At 36.7% G+C, this 17,307-nt stretch carries 19 protein-coding genes, 1 tRNA gene and 1 other RNA gene; 16 read left to right on the top strand and 5 right to left on the bottom strand.

Going from position 1 to position 17,307, the window contains the following annotated elements:
• Positions 1–23: 23 nt before the first annotated feature.
• Positions 24–536, bottom strand: coding sequence for a tRNA adenosine(34) deaminase TadA (gene tadA / locus AC2CGN_RS25005; RefSeq protein ID WP_429983572.1), 513 nt, complete (start codon positions 534–536; stop codon positions 24–26).
• A 141-nt stretch (positions 537–677) separates the two neighbouring features.
• On the opposite strand from tadA, the gene AC2CGN_RS25000 reads away from it, so the two are divergent.
• From AC2CGN_RS25000 to AC2CGN_RS24955, 10 genes are all read left to right on the top strand, one after another.
• Positions 678–1,007, top strand: a complete 330-nt coding sequence (locus tag AC2CGN_RS25000) for an ArsR/SmtB family transcription factor (protein ID WP_283870227.1) — start codon at positions 678–680, stop codon at positions 1,005–1,007.
• 20 nt (positions 1,008–1,027) lie between these two features.
• Positions 1,028–1,981: a cation diffusion facilitator family transporter gene (locus AC2CGN_RS24995; RefSeq protein ID WP_484516881.1), complete on the top strand. Its 954-nt coding sequence runs from the start codon at positions 1,028–1,030 to the stop codon at positions 1,979–1,981.
• Between the two features lie 66 nt (positions 1,982–2,047).
• On the top strand, positions 2,048–2,380 hold the full coding sequence (locus AC2CGN_RS24990; protein WP_283870229.1) for a metal-sensitive transcriptional regulator: 333 nt from the start codon (positions 2,048–2,050) through the stop codon (positions 2,378–2,380).
• A gap of 41 nt (positions 2,381–2,421) precedes the next feature.
• Positions 2,422–2,628 carry a copper chaperone CopZ gene (copZ, locus tag AC2CGN_RS24985; protein WP_369594218.1) on the top strand — a complete coding sequence of 69 codons (207 nt, stop codon included), beginning with the start codon at positions 2,422–2,424 and terminating at the stop codon, positions 2,626–2,628.
• Positions 2,629–2,707: 79 nt separating this feature from the next.
• Positions 2,708–5,119 (top strand): heavy metal translocating P-type ATPase, encoded by a 2,412-nt coding sequence (locus AC2CGN_RS24980; RefSeq protein WP_484516878.1) that lies wholly within the window; start codon positions 2,708–2,710, stop codon positions 5,117–5,119.
• A gap of 174 nt (positions 5,120–5,293) precedes the next feature.
• Positions 5,294–5,932: a deoxynucleoside kinase gene (locus AC2CGN_RS24975; protein WP_283870232.1), complete on the top strand. Its 639-nt coding sequence runs from the start codon at positions 5,294–5,296 to the stop codon at positions 5,930–5,932.
• Positions 5,929–6,597, top strand: coding sequence for a deoxynucleoside kinase (locus AC2CGN_RS24970; RefSeq protein WP_429983574.1), 669 nt, complete (start codon positions 5,929–5,931; stop codon positions 6,595–6,597). Before AC2CGN_RS24975 ends, AC2CGN_RS24970 begins: the two co-directional genes overlap by 4 nt.
• Before the next feature lie 122 nt (positions 6,598–6,719).
• The gene (locus tag AC2CGN_RS24965) at positions 6,720–7,244 is read left to right on the top strand and encodes an LOG family protein (protein ID WP_286925840.1); all 525 of its coding nucleotides are present in this window, start codon (positions 6,720–6,722) and stop codon (positions 7,242–7,244) included.
• 96 nt (positions 7,245–7,340) lie between these two features.
• Entirely contained in the window at positions 7,341–8,249 is a 909-nt protein-coding gene (locus AC2CGN_RS24960; RefSeq protein WP_429983576.1) for a methyl-accepting chemotaxis protein, read from the top strand.
• Positions 8,250–8,453: 204 nt separating this feature from the next.
• Positions 8,454–9,092, top strand: coding sequence for an RraA family protein (locus AC2CGN_RS24955; RefSeq protein ID WP_429983577.1), 639 nt, complete (start codon positions 8,454–8,456; stop codon positions 9,090–9,092).
• Between the two features lie 133 nt (positions 9,093–9,225).
• Here the strand turns inward: AC2CGN_RS24955 and AC2CGN_RS24950 are convergent, their stop codons facing one another.
• The 4 genes from AC2CGN_RS24950 to AC2CGN_RS24935 all read right to left on the bottom strand — a co-directional run bounded on the left by AC2CGN_RS24950 (position 9,226) and on the right by AC2CGN_RS24935 (position 13,038).
• The gene (locus AC2CGN_RS24950; RefSeq protein WP_286925843.1) at positions 9,226–10,500 is read right to left on the bottom strand and encodes a cation:dicarboxylate symporter family transporter; all 1,275 of its coding nucleotides are present in this window, start codon (positions 10,498–10,500) and stop codon (positions 9,226–9,228) included.
• A gap of 90 nt (positions 10,501–10,590) precedes the next feature.
• Positions 10,591–11,469, bottom strand: coding sequence for a response regulator (locus tag AC2CGN_RS24945; RefSeq protein ID WP_054772368.1), 879 nt, complete (start codon positions 11,467–11,469; stop codon positions 10,591–10,593).
• The gene (locus AC2CGN_RS24940) at positions 11,470–12,732 is read right to left on the bottom strand and encodes an ATP-binding protein (RefSeq protein ID WP_484516873.1); all 1,263 of its coding nucleotides are present in this window, start codon (positions 12,730–12,732) and stop codon (positions 11,470–11,472) included.
• A gap of 213 nt (positions 12,733–12,945) precedes the next feature.
• Positions 12,946–13,038, bottom strand: a tRNA-Ser gene (locus AC2CGN_RS24935).
• A 165-nt stretch (positions 13,039–13,203) separates the two neighbouring features.
• Between AC2CGN_RS24935 and ffs the strand changes: the two genes are divergently transcribed.
• The 6 genes from ffs (at position 13,204) to AC2CGN_RS24905 (ending at position 16,999) form a co-directional block, all read left to right on the top strand.
• An RNA gene (gene ffs / locus AC2CGN_RS24930) (signal recognition particle sRNA large type) lies at positions 13,204–13,471 on the top strand.
• Between the two features lie 219 nt (positions 13,472–13,690).
• Positions 13,691–15,478 (top strand): DNA polymerase III subunit gamma/tau, encoded by a 1,788-nt coding sequence (gene dnaX / locus AC2CGN_RS24925; protein ID WP_484516872.1) that lies wholly within the window; start codon positions 13,691–13,693, stop codon positions 15,476–15,478.
• Positions 15,479–15,499: 21 nt separating this feature from the next.
• Positions 15,500–15,814, top strand: a complete 315-nt coding sequence (locus AC2CGN_RS24920; RefSeq protein WP_429983581.1) for a YbaB/EbfC family nucleoid-associated protein — start codon at positions 15,500–15,502, stop codon at positions 15,812–15,814.
• An 11-nt stretch (positions 15,815–15,825) separates the two neighbouring features.
• Positions 15,826–16,422, top strand: coding sequence for a recombination mediator RecR (gene recR / locus AC2CGN_RS24915; protein ID WP_429983582.1), 597 nt, complete (start codon positions 15,826–15,828; stop codon positions 16,420–16,422).
• 13 nt (positions 16,423–16,435) lie between these two features.
• Positions 16,436–16,651, top strand: coding sequence for a YaaL family protein (locus AC2CGN_RS24910; RefSeq protein ID WP_484516871.1), 216 nt, complete (start codon positions 16,436–16,438; stop codon positions 16,649–16,651).
• 75 nt (positions 16,652–16,726) lie between these two features.
• A complete protein-coding gene (locus AC2CGN_RS24905; RefSeq protein ID WP_484516870.1) occupies positions 16,727–16,999 on the top strand; it encodes a pro-sigmaK processing inhibitor BofA family protein in 273 nt (90 codons plus the stop codon).
• The last annotated feature ends 308 nt before the right edge of the window (positions 17,000–17,307 follow it).

The following is a 17,307-nucleotide window of genomic DNA, read 5'->3' as shown; positions in this document are numbered from 1 at the left end:
GTCTCAATTGGAGGCACCTTCTTTCATGTGAAAGTTTCTTTAGAAGCCTGTCTTGCCTTTTTCTCTGCTTTTTTCCGTTCACGTAAAGCCCTGAAAAAATCAGTTAATATTTGCCCACATTCCTCGGCTAAAATACCTTCAGTCACTTCACATTCATGATTAAAGCGTGCATCATTTAATAGATGATAGAGGGAATCAACACAGCCAGCCTTTAAATCCCGTGCTCCATAGACAACACGAGGCACACGAGACTGTAAAATAGCACCTGCACACATAGGGCAAGGTTCAAGCGTTACATAGAGTGTTGTATTTTCTAAACGCCAGCTACCAATTTTTTCACAAGCCTCCTGTATAACCTCCAGTTCAGCATGTGTGGTTGCATTTTGTGTTGTTTCCCGTAAATTATGGGCCCTTGCAATAATTTCCCCGTTGTAAACAAGTATAGCTCCGATAGGTACCTCTCCAAGTACAGCGGCTTTCTTTGCTTCTTCTAATGCCTGTTTCATAAATAAACGATCTATTTCGAAAATATCCACTACTTATCTCTCCTTATAAAGTAGTGTATCTTGCTTAATTGGTAATTGCTACTTTAAATGTTGACATTCCTAAAAGTACCATATATATTTATATATGAACACATGCTCATATATAAATATAAAAGATTGGGGATAAACTAAATGGATGAAAAATTAACAGAAACTCCAGTAAACAACGATCAGCATTTAGACGAGGAGACACTTTTTGTTGTATCGCAAACCTTTAAGGCATTAAGTGATCCTACAAGAATTCGTATATTAAATTTATTATGTACAGACGAACATTCAGTCAATGACATTGCAGAAATTTTAGATTTAGGGCAATCAACCGTTTCACATCAATTACGTTTTTTAAAAAATTTACGTTTAGTGAAATTTCGAAGAGAGGGAACGACCTTATACTATTCAAAGGATGACGATCACATTATGAATCTACTAAAGCAAGCGATTGAGCATGCTGCACATAACTAAAATTAACGGAGGGAAAAATCATGGGACATAATCATGATCACGGCCATGATCATACACATGGCGCTAATAAAAAGGTTTTAATCTTATCATTTATTATTATTACGGGATATATGGTCATCGAAGCAATTGGTGGTTTTTTAACAAATAGTTTGGCTCTTTTATCAGATGCAGGACATATGTTAAGTGACTCCATTTCTTTAGCAATAGCATTACTTGCATTTATGTTTGGTGAAAAAGCCGCAAGCTACAGTAAAACATATGGTTACAAACGTTTTGAAATTCTGGCAGCGGTTTTAAATGGTGTAACATTAATCTTAATAGCATTGTTTATTTTCTACGAGTCAATAGAGCGCTTTGCAAATCCGCCAGAAGTAGCAACTAAAGGTATGCTCATTATTAGTACGATAGGTCTCCTTATCAATATTTTGGTAGCTTGGATAATGATGCGAGGCAGTGACACAAAGGATAATTTAAATATGCGCGGTGCATTTTTACATGTGCTAAGTGATATGCTGGGATCTGTAGGAGCTATTGTTGCCGCTCTACTAATTATGTTTTTTGGTTGGGGCTGGGCTGATCCGCTGGCAAGTGTAATTGTCGCATTACTTGTATTAAGAAGTGGCTACTATGTAACGAAGGCTGCAGTCCATGTTTTAATGGAGGGAACTCCTTCAAACGTCGATATTCAAGAAATTATTCAAACGATGGAACAAACAAAAGGTGTTCACAGTATACATGATCTACACATTTGGACAATAACAAGTGGAACAAATGCACTTTCCTGTCATGCAGTGGTTGATGATCAGTTGAAAATTGTGGATAGTGAGAATATCTTACGAGAAATTGAACATAATCTTGAGCATAAGGGCATTAAGCATGTAACAATTCAATTAGAGACCGCAGCACATCAGCATGATAATTCAATTTTATGCCAATTGAAGGCAGAAACGTCTCTTCATGATCACCAACATTAAAAACTTTTTACTTTACATACCCTTCGTGGGTATAGTATGATGAAAGTGAAGTAGGAGGTGTATGGAATGGAAGATACAACAAAAGAGGCTACTTGTCATACGGAGGAAGTTACATCTTGTCGAAAAAGCCATCATCCTGAACGTGTAAAAAAGGATTTAACAACTCGTTTAAATCGTATAGAGGGTCAGATTCGCGGCATTAAGGGAATGATTGAAAAAGATGTTTACTGTGATGATATTATTACGCAGTTATCTGCCACACAGTCTGCTTTGAATAGTGTAGCGAAAATATTATTGGAAGGTCATTTAAAGGGCTGTGTTGTCGATCGCTTATCTGAGGGTGATGAAGCAGTGTTGGATGAATTAGTGGTGACTATACAAAAGCTAATGAAAAAATAATATACCCCCTATTTAATATAAACAAAGAGGAGAGATATTTTATGCAAAATGTTACTTTAAATGTACAAGGAATGTCATGTGGACACTGTGTAAATGCAGTAGAAAAAAGTGTGGGAGCTTTAACTGGCGTTGACCAAGTAAAAGTCAACCTAGCAGAAGGCTTAGTAGATATTGCATTTGACGAAGCAAAGGTATCTTTAGATCAAATTAAAGAAACAATTGATGACCAAGGCTATGATGTAAAATAAAATATGTAGGGTGCTCTAGTAGCACTCTATTATTTTAAATGATATATACCCCCTATTGGTATAAGGAGAGGTGAAAGAAATGAGTTCAGAAGTAAAAGAGGCCAATCTGCAAATAACAGGTATGACCTGTGCAGCCTGCGCTACGCGTATAGAAAAAGGACTAAATAAATTGGATGGTGTTGAGCAAGCCACTGTTAATTTGGCGCTTGAAAAATCAACGATTAAGTACGATTCATCCAAATTAAGTGAAGTAGATTTTGAAAAGAAAATTGAAGCACTTGGCTATGGCGTTGTTAAACAGAAAACTGAATTTGACATTACGGGTATGACTTGTGCAGCCTGTGCTACACGTATAGAAAAAGGATTAAATAAGCTAGCTGGTGTCTCATCTGCAAATGTAAACTTAGCACTTGAGAAGGCAACAATTGAATTTAACCCATCTGAAGTGTCCATTGCGGATATCATTGCAAAGGTTGAAAAATTAGGTTATGAGGCCCATCAAAAAGCTGAAGAACAAGAAGTCGGAGACCATCGTCAAAAGGCAATCAAACAACAGCAGCAAAAATTTATTTTATCAGCTATTCTTTCATTACCATTGCTCTGGACAATGGTTGGTCATTTTTCATTTACTTCGTTTTTATATGTACCAGAAATACTGATGAATCCATGGGTACAAATGATTTTAGCTACGCCCGTTCAATTTATAATAGGGAAACAATTTTATGTGGGTGCCTTTAAAGCCTTGCGAAATGGTAGTGCAAATATGGATGTACTAGTAGTAATGGGTACATCTGCAGCCTACTTTTATAGTGTTTATCAAGCCATTGTTACAGTAGGTTCCCATCACGGCCCTCACCTTTATTTTGAAACAAGTGCAGTGTTAATTACTTTAATTCTATTAGGAAAATTATTTGAGGCAAAAGCGAAAGGTCGCTCATCTGAGGCAATCAAAAAATTAATGGGTCTACAAGCAAAAACAGCAGTCGTTGTTCGAGATGACGTTGAGAAAGAAGTACCATTAGAAGAAGTAGTAATTGGTGACATTATTTTAGTAAAACCAGGTGAAAAAATTCCAGTTGATGGTGAAGTTGTAGAAGGAACGACCGCTGTTGATGAGTCAATGCTAACAGGGGAAAGTCTTCCTGTTGATAAAAAGCAAGGTGATGTATTATTTGGCTCAACAATTAATAAAAATGGCTTTATTAAAATGACAGCAACAAAAGTAGGTCGTGATACTGCTTTGGCGCAGATTATTAAAGTGGTTGAAGATGCTCAGGGCTCAAAGGCACCAATCCAGCGTTTAGCAGATCATATTTCCGGCATATTTGTACCAATTGTTGTTGGAATTGCGATAATTACATTTTTAGTTTGGATTCTTTGGGTACAACCGGGTGAGTTTACGCCTGCATTAGAAGTCTTAATCGCAGTTCTTGTCATTGCCTGTCCATGTGCGCTAGGGTTAGCAACACCAACCTCAATTATGGCAGGCTCTGGTCGTGCAGCAGAGTTTGGGATTTTATTTAAGGGTGGCGAGCATTTAGAGCAAACGCAAAGTATCAATACGGTGGTTGTTGATAAAACAGGTACAGTAACACACGGTAAACCTGTGTTAACTGACGTTATACTAGCAGCAGATCAAGACGAGGCAAACTTTTTATCGTTAATTGGTGCAGCAGAGAAACAATCAGAGCATCCATTAGCAGAAGCAATTGTTCAAGGCATTACAGATCGTGGTATTCATCTAGGAGATATTCAATTTTTTGAAGCCATACCTGGTTATGGTGTGCAAGCAACAGTATCTGGGCAAGGAGTCATAATCGGTACACGTAAACTGATGCAACAATATGGTATTCCTATCGATGACATTCTCCCGATAATGGAGCAGTTAGAGGAAAATGGTAAAACAGCGATGTTAGCTGCGATCAATGGTCAATATGCTGGGCTAGTAGCAGTAGCTGATACTGTTAAAGAAACATCTAAAGAGGCAGTTCGACGTCTACAAGATATGGGCATTACAGTTATTATGATGACAGGTGATAATGAACGTACAGCCCGAGCTATCGGAGCTGAGGTTGGTGTGAATCATGTTATTGCTGAGGTTCTACCAGAAGGGAAAGCAGATGAAGTAAAAAAACTACAAGCTACAGGCAAGAAAGTGGCGATGGTAGGCGATGGCATTAATGATGCACCAGCACTTGCTACAGCAAATATCGGGATGGCAATCGGTACTGGCACTGACGTAGCTATGGAAGCAGCAGATATTACGCTGATTCGTGGGGATTTAAACAGTATTGCAGATGCCATCATTATGAGCCGTAAAACTATGCGCAACATTAAACAAAACTTATTTTGGGCATTTGCTTACAATACATTAGGTATACCAATTGCTGCAATCGGTTTACTTGCTCCTTGGGTTGCAGGCGCAGCGATGGCCTTTAGCTCAGTATCAGTTGTTTTAAACGCACTTCGCTTACAGCGTGTTAAATTATAATGATTGATAACGGTCCACTAACTTGGTGGGCCGTTTTTGAATACATAAATGTTACGTTGATTCTGTCTTTCATTTTCGCACTATGATACAATGAAAAGCACTGATTTATATAATATCCTCAGGCGAAGAGGGAATTGATAATAGAATCCATAGAACATAAAGGAGGAGCTTCTGGTGACGGTTCCATTTGTTACGGTAGAAGGTCCGATTGGTGTTGGTAAAACCTCTTTATCTAAAGAGATTGCAACGACATTAAATTACCATCTATTAAAAGAAATAGTAGACGAAAACCCTTTTCTAAATAAGTTTTATGAAAACATTGAGGAGTGGAGCTTCCAAACTGAAATGTTTTTCTTATGTAATCGCTATAAACAATTAACAGATATTAAAAAGTTTCGCTTAGCACATCAGAAGCCTGTAGTAGCGGACTATCATATTTTTAAAAATCTTATATTTGCAAAGCGAACATTGGCATCAACGGAGTATGATAAATATGAAGAAATTTATAGAATATTAACGAAGGATATGCCTGTCCCTAATGTTGTTGTTTATTTACATGCTAGTGTCGAGACATTGATGAAGCGTATTGCAATGCGCGGACGTGAATTCGAAAAAATGATTGCACGGGATTATATGGAACAACTTGTGGCAGATTATCATTCTTTTATTGAGCATTTTGAGATAATGCACCCTGAAATCCCAGTCATTCGATTTAATGGAGACCAACTTGACTTCGTTAAAAATACGAATGATTTAAATTATGTTTTGCAAATTATAAAGGATACGTTACAACAAAGGAGCTTGCAACAATGAATTTAAGAGAGAAGTACGATATTCCGCCACAGACAGTCATTACCATTGCCGGTACTGTAGGTGTAGGAAAATCAACGATGACAAAAGCGTTAGCAAATGCGCTAAATTTTCGTACGTCATTTGAAAAGGTAGATACTAACCCGTATTTAGATAAATTTTATGAGGACTTTGAAAAATGGAGCTTCCATTTGCAGGTGTATTTTTTAGCTGAACGTTTTAAGGAGCAAAAGCGTATTTTTGAATATGGTGGTGGATTTATTCAGGATCGTTCAATTTATGAAGATACAGGAATTTTTGCAAAAATGCACTATGATAAAGGAACAATGAGTCCAACAGATTACGAGACTTATAAAAATTTATTTGATGCAATGGTAATGACACCTTACTTTCCTCATCCAGATTTACTAATTTATCTCGAGGGACCAATTGAGGCGGTCATTGGGCGTATACAAGAGCGTGGCCGTGCAATGGAGCAGCAGACACCAAATGATTATTGGATTGAAATGCATGAACGTTATGAGGACTGGATCAACAACTTTAATTCATGTCCAGTTTTACGTTTAGATATAAATGATTATGATTTATTAAAAAATCCTGAAGCAATTGAATCAATTGTGAGCCGTATCAGTCATATGCTAAAACAAACAAGCCATTTACGCAAATAGGCTTTCACTAAAACTACCTAAATAAGAAAGTTGAAGAAAATAAATGATTAAAAGACGTGAGACAATATAAATAGCTATTGTATCACGTCTTTTAAGTAGGAGGGATTATTATAAAAGTAGCGGTGTATTGTGGTTCCAGTTTAGGCAAAAACCCAATTTATGCAGAAAAGGCAACCGAATTAGGTGCTATGCTGGCTCAAAATGGCCACGGAGTCGTCTATGGGGGTTCAAAAAGTGGGCTAATGGGAAAAGTGGCAGATGCCGTTTTAACCGCTGGTGGCGAGGTAATTGGTGTGATGCCAACACATTTACAAAAGCGAGAATTAGCCCATGCCTCTTTAACAGAAATTCATTTTGTTGAGTCTATGCATGTACGTAAGGCAAAAATGGTAGAGCTTGCAGATGCCTTTATAGCATTACCAGGTGGTGGTGGCACAATGGATGAGTATTTTGAAGTCTTTACATGGGCACAAATTGGACTACATGAAAAGCCAGTAATTTTATATAATGTAAATGGTTTTTATGATGCCCTTTTACAGCATTTTAAGCAGATGCTTGAAGAAGGATTTATTCGCGCCGAACAAAAGTCATTAATTCATGTAGCTACTACATCAGAAGAAGTATTACAGTTATTAAAACATGGGTAATGATTGCCCATGTTTTTTCTGCAAAGATTAACAAGGAGCTAAAATGGAAAAAAATAAATTTTTAGTAAAAATAAATCTTTTTAAGAGGTGTAGATTATGCAGAAAATCGATACACAAGTAACAGATGATTTAGTAGTGCAGGCAATTGAACGGAATATTGCAATTATTCGGTTTGATATGGAACGTAAAGTAGCCTATGTAAATTCACTTTTTGCTCAAACATTAGGCTATAAAGTAGAAGAAATGATTGGAAAAGATCATAAAGATTTATGTTTACCAGAGTTTGTTAAAAGTACAGAGTACGAAAAATTTTGGCGGAATTTGACCTCTGGTAATAGCTATCAAGATAAAATTGAAAGATTGGATGCGAACAGAAATAGAGTTTGGCTTGAAGCAACCTATATGCCGGTCTTTGCAAATAATTCGAGAAAGGTGATTGGCGTTTCTAAAATTGCTACAAATATTACAGACCGTCAAAATGAGATTGTAAGCGTGGCTGAGATATTAAAAGGGATGTCAAAGGAACTTCATAGCCGTTCAGAGGCTGGTATTCGGAATAGTGAAGGCTTACTGAAGACTATAAGGGAAATATCAAAAGAGTCCGCCGATAATGTAAAAAATCTCGGACAGCTTCAAAAGCAAGCCGAGTCTATAAAAGGTATTGTGAAAACTATTCAAGAAATTGCTTCTCAGACAAATTTACTGGCATTAAATGCAGCAATTGAAGCAGCTAGAGCAGGAGAGTATGGTCGAGGCTTTGATGTTGTAGCAAAAGAAGTGAGAAAGCTATCTATAAGAGTTGAGCAATCTATCTCTGAAGTAAAGGATAATGTTGAGGGCATAGAACGAGAAATAGGGCAAGTCACAGAAAGTATTACACGAATAGCTGAAAAAGTTGAAAAAACAAATGGACAAATTTCAGTGACAACCAATGATTTTTCTGAAATTGCAAGTGCTGCAGAGGCGTTAGACGAGCAATCAAAGCATTTTATCGAAATCGTTTAATGAAAGTTAGCGTCATTTGATAGAAAAATAAGTTTATTCCTAATGGATGGCGCATTTTGATAAAACAAATGCGATATTGTCCTAACAGTACTATATTCAAATGTTTTATTTCCGCAATTTTCTGAAATATATTGAAATAGTATATGATTTTTATTTACAATAATTATGTAAGTCTTTCATATATTCATAATAGGGGTGTTATGTATGACAAAGGTGGAAATAAGTTTTAAGCATTTACCTACAACAGCGGTTTCAGATGCAACTGGCGGACACACAAATTTACGTAGTGATATTAAGCCTTTAGCAGATCATTTTAAACTAGCGGGGCGCGCGGTCACTGTGCGTTTACCAGATGGTGAAAATGGTGCAGTGTTAGAAGCTATTCGAGCTGCTAATGAAGGTGATATTTTGGTAATCGATGCGAAAGGCAATACGAATCGAGCTGTTGCTGGAGATTTTGTTATTTCTTTAGCAAAGGGCATAGGTGTACAAGGGTTCGTTGTGGATGGCGTTATTCGAGATATCGCAGCCATTCGAGAGCTAGACTTCCCTGTATTCTCCTTAGGGACAACGGTAGCTGCTGGTAATAAAAATGGTGGTGGTAAAGTTAATATTCCCATCTCTATAGGAGGCGTTACTGTCCATCCTGGTGATTATATTATTGGGGATGTGGATGGTGTAGTTGTAGTGCCACAGGAGGATGCCGAACGGATTGTAATGGCAGCGGAGGCAAAACTGGAAAAAGATGAAGTACGTGCACAAGAGGCACATGTAAATGGTAAGGAATCAATCATTGCTTATTTAGATAAAGTTTTAACTTCTTCAGAAACTGAAAGAAGTTAAAGCACGGAATCGGAAAGGAGTTCTTTGTGCAACACAAAGCCGATTTCGGACGCAATTATGCCGAGGCATAATTGATCAAATTAAAAAAATCCTCACGATGCCATCCATACATCGTGAGGATTTTTTTAACTTTTTACGCTAAGTTTTCGTTATCTTTAAAGTAATTTTTCATTTTCTCTGTATCGAAACGGCCTTCCCATTTTGCCATTACTAATGACGCTAATGAGTTACCAATAACGTTAACAACTGTACGTCCCATATCAAGGATACGGTCAATACCTGCGATAAATGCTAAACCTTCAAGTGGAATACCGACAGTACCTAATGTTGCTAAAAGTACTACGAACGACACCCCTGGAACGCCCGCGATTCCTTTAGATGTAACCATTAAAACAAGCATTAACGTAATTTGCTCTCCAATGCTTAGATGAATACCATACATTTGAGCAATAAATAATGCTGCAATCGCCTGATACAGTGTAGAACCATCTAAGTTAAAGGAATAACCGGTTGGAATAACAAAGGAAACGATATCCTTTGGAGCACCTAATTTCTCCATTTTCATCATAATTCGTGGGAGAACAGCTTCAGAACTTGCAGTTGAGAACGCTAAAATTAGCTCATCTTTTAATACTTTAATTAAGTAGAAGATGTTGATACCTGCAAATTTTGCCACAAGTCCAAGAACGACAAAGATAAAGAATAGCATAGTTGCATAAACAAGTATGGCAAGTTTACCTAGTGGTATTAATGAAGCGAATCCATATTTGGAAACGGTTACACCAATTAAACCAAATACCCCAAATGGCGCAAATTTCATTACAAGGTTTGTTACCCAGAACATAGTATCTGCTACCCCTTGGAAGAAGTCTAAAACTGGTTTACCTCGTTCGCCAATAGCAGCAACTCCTAATCCAAAAATTACAGAGAAAAAGATAATAGCAAGCATATTACCTTCAGCCATAGACTGAATGATATTTGTTGGTACTATACCCACTATAATATCAAATGGTCCCTCATGCTGTACTTGTTCTGTAGTTGAAACATATTTGGAAATGTCCCCTTGAGAAAGCTCGTTCATGTTTAGACCAGCGCCTGGTTGGAACAAGTTTGCGGAAAGTAAACCAACTATAATAGCTACAGTTGTAATAATTTCAAAGTAAATAATTGATTTCCCGCCTAATCGTCCAAGCTGTTTCATGTCTCCAGTTCCAGCAACACCAACGATTAAAGTTGAAATAATAATTGGTACAACAATCATCTTAATTAGATGTAAAAAGATATCCCCTAAAGGTTGTAAATATGTTTCAATTTTGGGGTTTCCATAAAAGATACCCCCAACAATAATCCCTAAAATCAAACCAATTAAAATTTGAGCGGCTAAACTGATTTTAAATTTCTTTTTCAAACCCTTTGTACCCCCTAATATTAAATTTTTAGGACTAGCCTTACTTTAATAATACGGAGGACTTATGGAATCCGACAAAATCCGAGAAAATTAATTTACTTTTGTTAAAATGTCTGAATATAGTACCTGAATAAACTTCTTAATATTTACCTTTGCTTTACGATTTTCATGATCTTCTATCTGCGTCATAAGCTGACGAATTTCCTTAAAATCAAAGTATCGAGGCGCATAATATTCAAATTCAGAGTTTGTATAATCAACGACACCTAAATTAGCAAGGTTAATCATGGCAGCTAATATTGTACGACGTACACGTTGTTCGATTGCTTTACTTTCTTTCAAGATTTCATCAGGTGTGGTCTTTGTAACCGCTGCAATTTCCTCATAAAGCTCTTTTAATGGAGGTAGGGGGGCTATCTTGTGTTGATGAGCAAGCAAGGTTTCAATGATAGCTATAATATCCTCACTGCCAATTTCACCCACAATGCCCATATCGTTTAAGATTGATTGAATATGATCACGTGATGTGGCTTTCTGATTTATTTGCTCACTCAAATCAATATTTGTCAGTGATTGACGAATGACCAATAGGGAATTTTTTAGGCGAAATTGTTCTGTTGTTTTTCGTAAAACATTCTCAACCTCAATACGATTTATAGGTTTATGAATAAAGAACTCAATTCCTTGTTCATATGCCTCACCAACCATTTCCTTATTGACTACCTGAGAAATCATGATAAACTGTCCCTCAAAACGATTTTGAGTTAGATGTTCAACTGTTGCAATTCCATCAAGCTTTGGCATCAGTAAATCGATTAGTACAAACTCTGGCTGTGTCATTAAAATTTGTGGGATAGCATCCTCCCCATTACGAGCTTCGCCAATAACAGTACCTAGCCCGCTATCTTCAATAATAGTTTTTAACATGACCCGACTTGCACGATCATCATCTACAATAAAATACCTCATTTAAGTCTCTCCCGTTTGAATAGTTTGTGTAGGAACAGTAATTTTAAACATTGTGTTTTGATTGTTTGATTCAACGGTTATGAAGCCATTTAATTTATTTACTAATTCAGCAACATGCGAAAGTCCAATACCGGTTGCGGCGACACCTTCCATATTGTATTTAGTGGTATATCCAGGCTCAAAAATAATAGTGGTATCACCTTGTGATATGCCTTTTCCATTATCACAAACTGTGATTACAATATCGCCCAGTTGTTGTTTAATGGCAATAGAAATAACACCTTGATCTTCAATAGCTTCAATAGCATTTGCTGTTAGATTGTTTAAAAGTGCTAGTAATGCAATATGTTCTTTTGTTTGAAAGTCCATATCTATACTTACTTTAAAGTGAATTTCCTTTCCCAATAGTTCGCTGTACTTTCTGTTACCATCCTCGATATAATGTAATAATTCTGACATTCTAAAGGGGCCAAAGCTCTTTTCCCCTACAATTTTAGAAATTCCTGCATAGATACGTTGTGAATCCTTTTTTACTTCATGAATTTCCTGGGCAATATGCAAGGCCTGTAAGCTTTCAGTCCGATAGCCTTGCGATTTTAGCTGTCGATATAAATCAAACCCACTAGCTGTGATTGTTTCTATATGATTCATCGATTTTTTTAAATAGAGCGTTTCAACATAAAGATCTGATCCAATAGTAAGCATTTCCTGCACACGTTTTTTTTGTTCAGCAATTAAAATGGAGCTATAAACACCTACTACAAAGAAACTACGTAATAAAGCAACAGCTAACAATATAAGTAAATCATGAACGAGTAAAAAAGTATAAGAATTAACAAGAAAACGAAATAATTGTTCAGCTAAATTACTTATTACTTCACTAAATGCAACTAATAATCCAAGCATTAGCGGTTTTTCTCGATAGCGCTGGATATTTAAAATTTGTAGACATAATGCAAAAAGTATATAAAATGCTGCTGCTGGTAAATGTAAAAAGATGCTATCTATTAATGATACATCAGGTGTCGTAGAAGTTATGATGGCCCTAAAAGCTGTTGTCACAATGCTGGTTATAATACCAGCTAATATAAAAGGCGTTGGTCTAAGAAGCGTACATAGAAAGAAAACAATAGTCCCTAATCCAAAGCGAAAAGTTGTATTAGCAAATGGCAGTATTTTAATCTCACTACCAATAGCAGTTAATATAGCAATTAAAAAAATCCAAGTGAGGGAAGCACGAGAAATTAAATATTTTGAATGCATAAAAATCCTCCCTTATTAATGAATTTATCTTCATTCAGCAAATGTTTTTTGTATCGAGAGCAAAGCGGCAGCTACAATTACGCCAAGGCAAAATTGATTTTCTTCTTAACAATAAAAAAATACCACAACCTTTGTGGAAGTGGTATCTGTATGTATTATGTCAAATTTTTAGGCAAAAAAAAACGGCTACAGATGTAGTCGGAATTTAAAAACTGGAGGAGGTAGAGGGATTCGAACCCCCGCGCGGTGTTACCCGCCTGTCGGTTTTCAAGACCGATCCCTTCAGCCAGACTTGGGTATACCTCCATATTAACCTGATGTCTTATCGACAAAAATTAATTTATCATGTTTTGTATTCCACGTCAACTGATTTTTGAAATTTTTATAATGACATTGTTGAAAAATGTTTCCACATAAATATTATGTGCATTAAGTTGCAATTTATGAAAACAGTCAGTATACTAGTTATTGCCGTGCTAGGTGGGAAGGTAGCGGTGTCCTGTAACTCGCAATCCGCTCTAGCGAGACTGAATTCCTTTTTTGAGGCTGTCCGTATTGTTTGGTCTGCCTTTTGCACGTAGTGTTGACGATTGGGTCCTGCGCAATGGATACCCATGAACCATGTCAGGTCCGGAAGGAAGCAGCATTAAGTGGTCTTATTCATGTGCCGCGGGGTTGCCTAATCTGAGCTAACGACAAGAGTAACGCTTATGTGCGGCTGTCAAAGAAAGGTGCACGGCATTAAATTGCCAATTCAAACGCATCCGTCTACATTAGGCGGGATGCGTTTTTTTTTATATTTTAACAGGTGAGAAAACTTTGTATGATCTTATTTAGAAACTAAATGAATCTAAGACACAGTGTATTGCTTCAATTTTTTTGAATTGATAACACTATTATTAGACAAATGTTATAATAGAACTATTCTATAATTAATGAAGAAAAGGAGAGGAAATCATTGACGTATCAAGCATTTTATCGTGTGTATCGACCGCAATCATTTCGAGAAATGTCTGGTCAAGCACATGTCAAAAGAACGCTACAAAATGCTCTCCTAGCAAACAAAACCACACATGCCTATTTGTTTTCTGGCCCAAGAGGAACGGGGAAAACAAGTACAGCTAAGATTTTTGCAAAAGCTTTGAATTGTGAGCGAGCACCATCGAACGAGCCGTGTAACGAATGTGCCACTTGTTTAAGCATTACAGATGGGTCGCACCCTGATGTGATTGAATTTGATGCAGCATCTAATTCTAGAGTTGAAGAAATACGTGATATTATCGAGAAAGTTCGCTTTGCTCCAGCTAGTAGTAGATATAAAGTGTATATTATCGATGAAGTGCATATGCTTTCTACAAGTGCTTTCAATGCACTTTTAAAAACATTAGAAGAACCACCTCCACATGCTGTTTTTATTTTGGCGACAACAGAGCCTCATAAATTGCCTGCAACCATTATCTCACGTTGCCAACGGTTTGATTTCAAACGACTTTCAACTAATGATATTATCGAACGCATGAAGGTTGTATTAGAGGACATTGAGCTACCGTATGAGGAACAAGGTTTGAAGGTAATTGCACAATCTGCTGCTGGCGGTATGCGTGATGCATTGAGTTTATTAGATCAGGTTGTCTCTTTTAGTGGAGAGAAGCTAAAGCTTGAGGATACACTACTTGTAACAGGTTCGATTAGTCAGGAAGTTTTTTATGACTTAGCAGAAGCCTTAAAAGTAAAAGATGTTGCTCAAATGCTTGCATTATTAGAACGGCTTATCGCAGATGGCAAGGATCCACTTCGTCTTTCAGAGGACTTGATTACATTTTTCCGTGACTTATTATTGCTACAAACAAGTGATGAATTGACCGAACTATTAGAGCTAGTTTCGCCGGAAGAACGTGTATTTACATTAGCACATGATTTTGCACCAGACTTGCTATACGGCTACATAGATATTTTAGCGAAAACACAGCAAGAAATGCGATTCTCTCACCATACAAAAATCTATTTAGAAACAGCATTACTTAAAATGGTACAGTTTTCGGGTGGACTAGTTAGTCAAACAACTTCTACAGTTGAAGCAGCATTGAGCCCAGAGCTTGCTCAAAAAATAGTTGCACTTGAGCAAACGGTACAACAATTGTCAGCACAGCTACAGGCTGGAGCTCCTGTGCAGCAGATGCAAGCACCTAAAGAACAACGACCACGAGCTAAAAGTCCAAATGGCTATAAAGCACCAACAGGGCGGATTCAAGAGGTGCTAAAGGATGCAACAAAACAGGATGTTCATCGGATTAAATCAGTTTGGGCCCAAGCGTTAAACCAAATGCAAAAGTCACAATCTGCTCTTTTAGCAGAAGCTGAACCTGTTGCAGCATCTTCAAGTGCTTTTGTGTTAAAATTCAAGTATGATATTCATTGTCAAATGGTTGCTGATAACCAATCTCTAAAAGCTCAATTCACACAATTAATTGCAGGGCAAACTGGTACAATGTATGAAATGCTTTGTACCCCTGAAGAAACGTGGTTAAAATTACGTGAAGAGTTTATTCGTGATCATGGTTTGCAACAGCAGAAAAAATCTCAAACAGTGTCCGAGCAGGAGATGGAATTATTAGAGCCACCACCGGCAGAAATGCCTGATGAGCCGTTTATCGATGATGCTCAGCCACTTGCCTCACAAGATCCACTTGTGACAGAGGCGGAAAAGTTGTTTGGTAAAGATTTTATAGAAATTGTGGAAGATTAATCATTTAGGAGGAATATGTTTATGCGTGGAATGGGAAATATGCAAGGTATGATGAAAAAAATGCAAAAAATGCAAAAGGAAATGATGGAAGCACAAGAAGCCTTAAATGCAGAGCAATTTGAAGGTGTTGCTGGCGGTGGTATGGTAAAAGTAATTGTTACTGGCCAACGTGAAGTTGTAGAAGTGAATCTTGATTCTTCAGTAGTAGATCCTGATGATATCGAAATGCTTCAAGATTTAATCGTTGTTGCTACAAATGAAGCACTAAAAAAAGTAGAAGAGAAAACAAATGCAACAATGGGGAAATTCACTCAAGGCATGAACCTTCCATTCTAGGAGGTAAATAAATGTACTACCCAGAACCAATATCGAAACTAATAGATAGTTTTATGAAACTGCCAGGTATCGGGCCGAAAACCGCGGCTCGTCTGGCGTTTTTTGTGTTAACAATGAAAGAAGATGATGTTTTATCCTTTTCTAAGGCACTTATTGATGCTAAAAGAAATTTAAGTTATTGCTCTGTATGTGGCAACATAACTGATGTTGATCCGTGTCATATTTGTACAGATAAGCAACGAGATCATTCGATTATCTGTGTTGTACAAGATACAAAAGATGTTATAGCGATGGAAAAAATGCGTGACTACAACGGGATGTATCATGTATTACAAGGAGCTATATCACCAATGGATGGTATTGGTCCAGAGGATATTAATGTTGCCTCATTGTTAGTTCGTTTGCAGGATGAAACAGTTCAAGAGTTAATTTTAGCTACGAATTCCACGATTGAGGGCGAGGCAACGGCCATGTATATTTCCCGTCTAGTAAAACCCTCTGGTATTCGAACAACACGTATTGCCCATGGGCTACCAGTAGGTGGAGATTTAGAATATGCAGATGAAGTTACGTTATCGAAGGCAATGGAAGGCCGCCGAGAATTATGAGTGAGGGATTAATATGTTCTTCCGAAGTAAAAGAAAGTTAAAAAAAGAATTCGATGACAAGCTTGTGAGTCTAATAAAAGGAACCAAAGAAGATCTACAACAGGCTAAATTAATTGAAGATTTATTAGATGATTATGATTTAGATTTAATTGCTCAACGAAAAGCAGCAGAGAGCATTCATTTCTATTTATTTAAAGAAGCTAGAATACGAAAAGTATTAATTAAATAACAGACTTTTAAACTCATAGAAGCAAAACAGGAAACATAAACTTTCATAATTATATCATTCAAAGGGGGAAACCTGATGTCGTGGTTAGTAATTATCAGTATTGGTGTGCCTGTAGTGCTTCTTTTTCTTTATGTAATAATTAGACATGCTAAAATGGGTAAAATTTTAGAAGGAATGTCCGTTTTTTGGTTTAGATTTGCTTTTGCTTTTCTTCTATTATTTGTTATTCATATGAGTCTAGGGTATGTAGGCTATAATATACCTATCAATCTTTTTTCAGTCTTAACTATTGCTATACTAGGTATACCAGGCGTGTTTGGAATAACAGCTTTAATATTTTTTTTATAAAAAGCTTGCATAATAAAAATATTATGGTATAGTAATAGAAGTCGCTAAGATAACTGTTTAAAAACAAAGAAATTTAAATATAAAATTAATTGTTGACAAATGGTTGTGAGTGCGATATACTATAAGAGTTGTTGTTGAGAAATGGTAATGAAATGAACCTTGAAAACTGAACAAGCAAAACGTAATCAATATAGTTTTTTTATTAGCTAGCTTTCGCTAGTGAACGAAACGAAAATTTTGGACATCAAAATTGATGCCAGCAAAACAATTTGAGCTAATCAAATTTCTTTTATGGAGAGTTTGATCCT

Source organism: Lysinibacillus sp. DFXJR4, from assembly GCF_057196045.1.
The sequence above is the reverse complement of the archived record's forward strand: the minus strand, read 5'-3'. Positions and strand labels throughout refer to the sequence as shown.

Excerpts from the sequence above, each read along its gene's own strand:
- AC2CGN_RS24960 (WP_429983576.1), top strand. The coding sequence starts at position 7,341 with ATGCAGAAAATCGATACACAAGTAACAGATGATTTAGTAGTGCAGGCA.
- AC2CGN_RS24905 (WP_484516870.1), top strand. The coding sequence starts at position 16,727 with ATGTCGTGGTTAGTAATTATCAGTATTGGTGTGCCTGTAGTGCTTCTT.
- recR (WP_429983582.1), top strand. The coding sequence starts at position 15,826 with ATGTACTACCCAGAACCAATATCGAAACTAATAGATAGTTTTATGAAA.
- AC2CGN_RS24995 (WP_484516881.1), top strand. The coding sequence starts at position 1,028 with ATGGGACATAATCATGATCACGGCCATGATCATACACATGGCGCTAAT.
- AC2CGN_RS24990 (WP_283870229.1), top strand. The coding sequence starts at position 2,048 with ATGGAAGATACAACAAAAGAGGCTACTTGTCATACGGAGGAAGTTACA.
- AC2CGN_RS24955 (WP_429983577.1), top strand. The coding sequence starts at position 8,454 with ATGACAAAGGTGGAAATAAGTTTTAAGCATTTACCTACAACAGCGGTT.
- AC2CGN_RS24980 (WP_484516878.1), top strand. The coding sequence starts at position 2,708 with ATGAGTTCAGAAGTAAAAGAGGCCAATCTGCAAATAACAGGTATGACC.
- AC2CGN_RS24940 (WP_484516873.1), bottom strand. The coding sequence starts at position 12,732 with ATGCATTCAAAATATTTAATTTCTCGTGCTTCCCTCACTTGGATTTTT.
- AC2CGN_RS25000 (WP_283870227.1), top strand. The coding sequence starts at position 678 with ATGGATGAAAAATTAACAGAAACTCCAGTAAACAACGATCAGCATTTA.
- AC2CGN_RS24920 (WP_429983581.1), top strand. The coding sequence starts at position 15,500 with ATGCGTGGAATGGGAAATATGCAAGGTATGATGAAAAAAATGCAAAAA.
- AC2CGN_RS24910 (WP_484516871.1), top strand. The coding sequence starts at position 16,436 with ATGTTCTTCCGAAGTAAAAGAAAGTTAAAAAAAGAATTCGATGACAAG.
- AC2CGN_RS24970 (WP_429983574.1), top strand. The coding sequence starts at position 5,929 with ATGAATTTAAGAGAGAAGTACGATATTCCGCCACAGACAGTCATTACC.
- AC2CGN_RS24945 (WP_054772368.1), bottom strand. The coding sequence starts at position 11,469 with ATGAGGTATTTTATTGTAGATGATGATCGTGCAAGTCGGGTCATGTTA.
- copZ (WP_369594218.1), top strand. The coding sequence starts at position 2,422 with ATGCAAAATGTTACTTTAAATGTACAAGGAATGTCATGTGGACACTGT.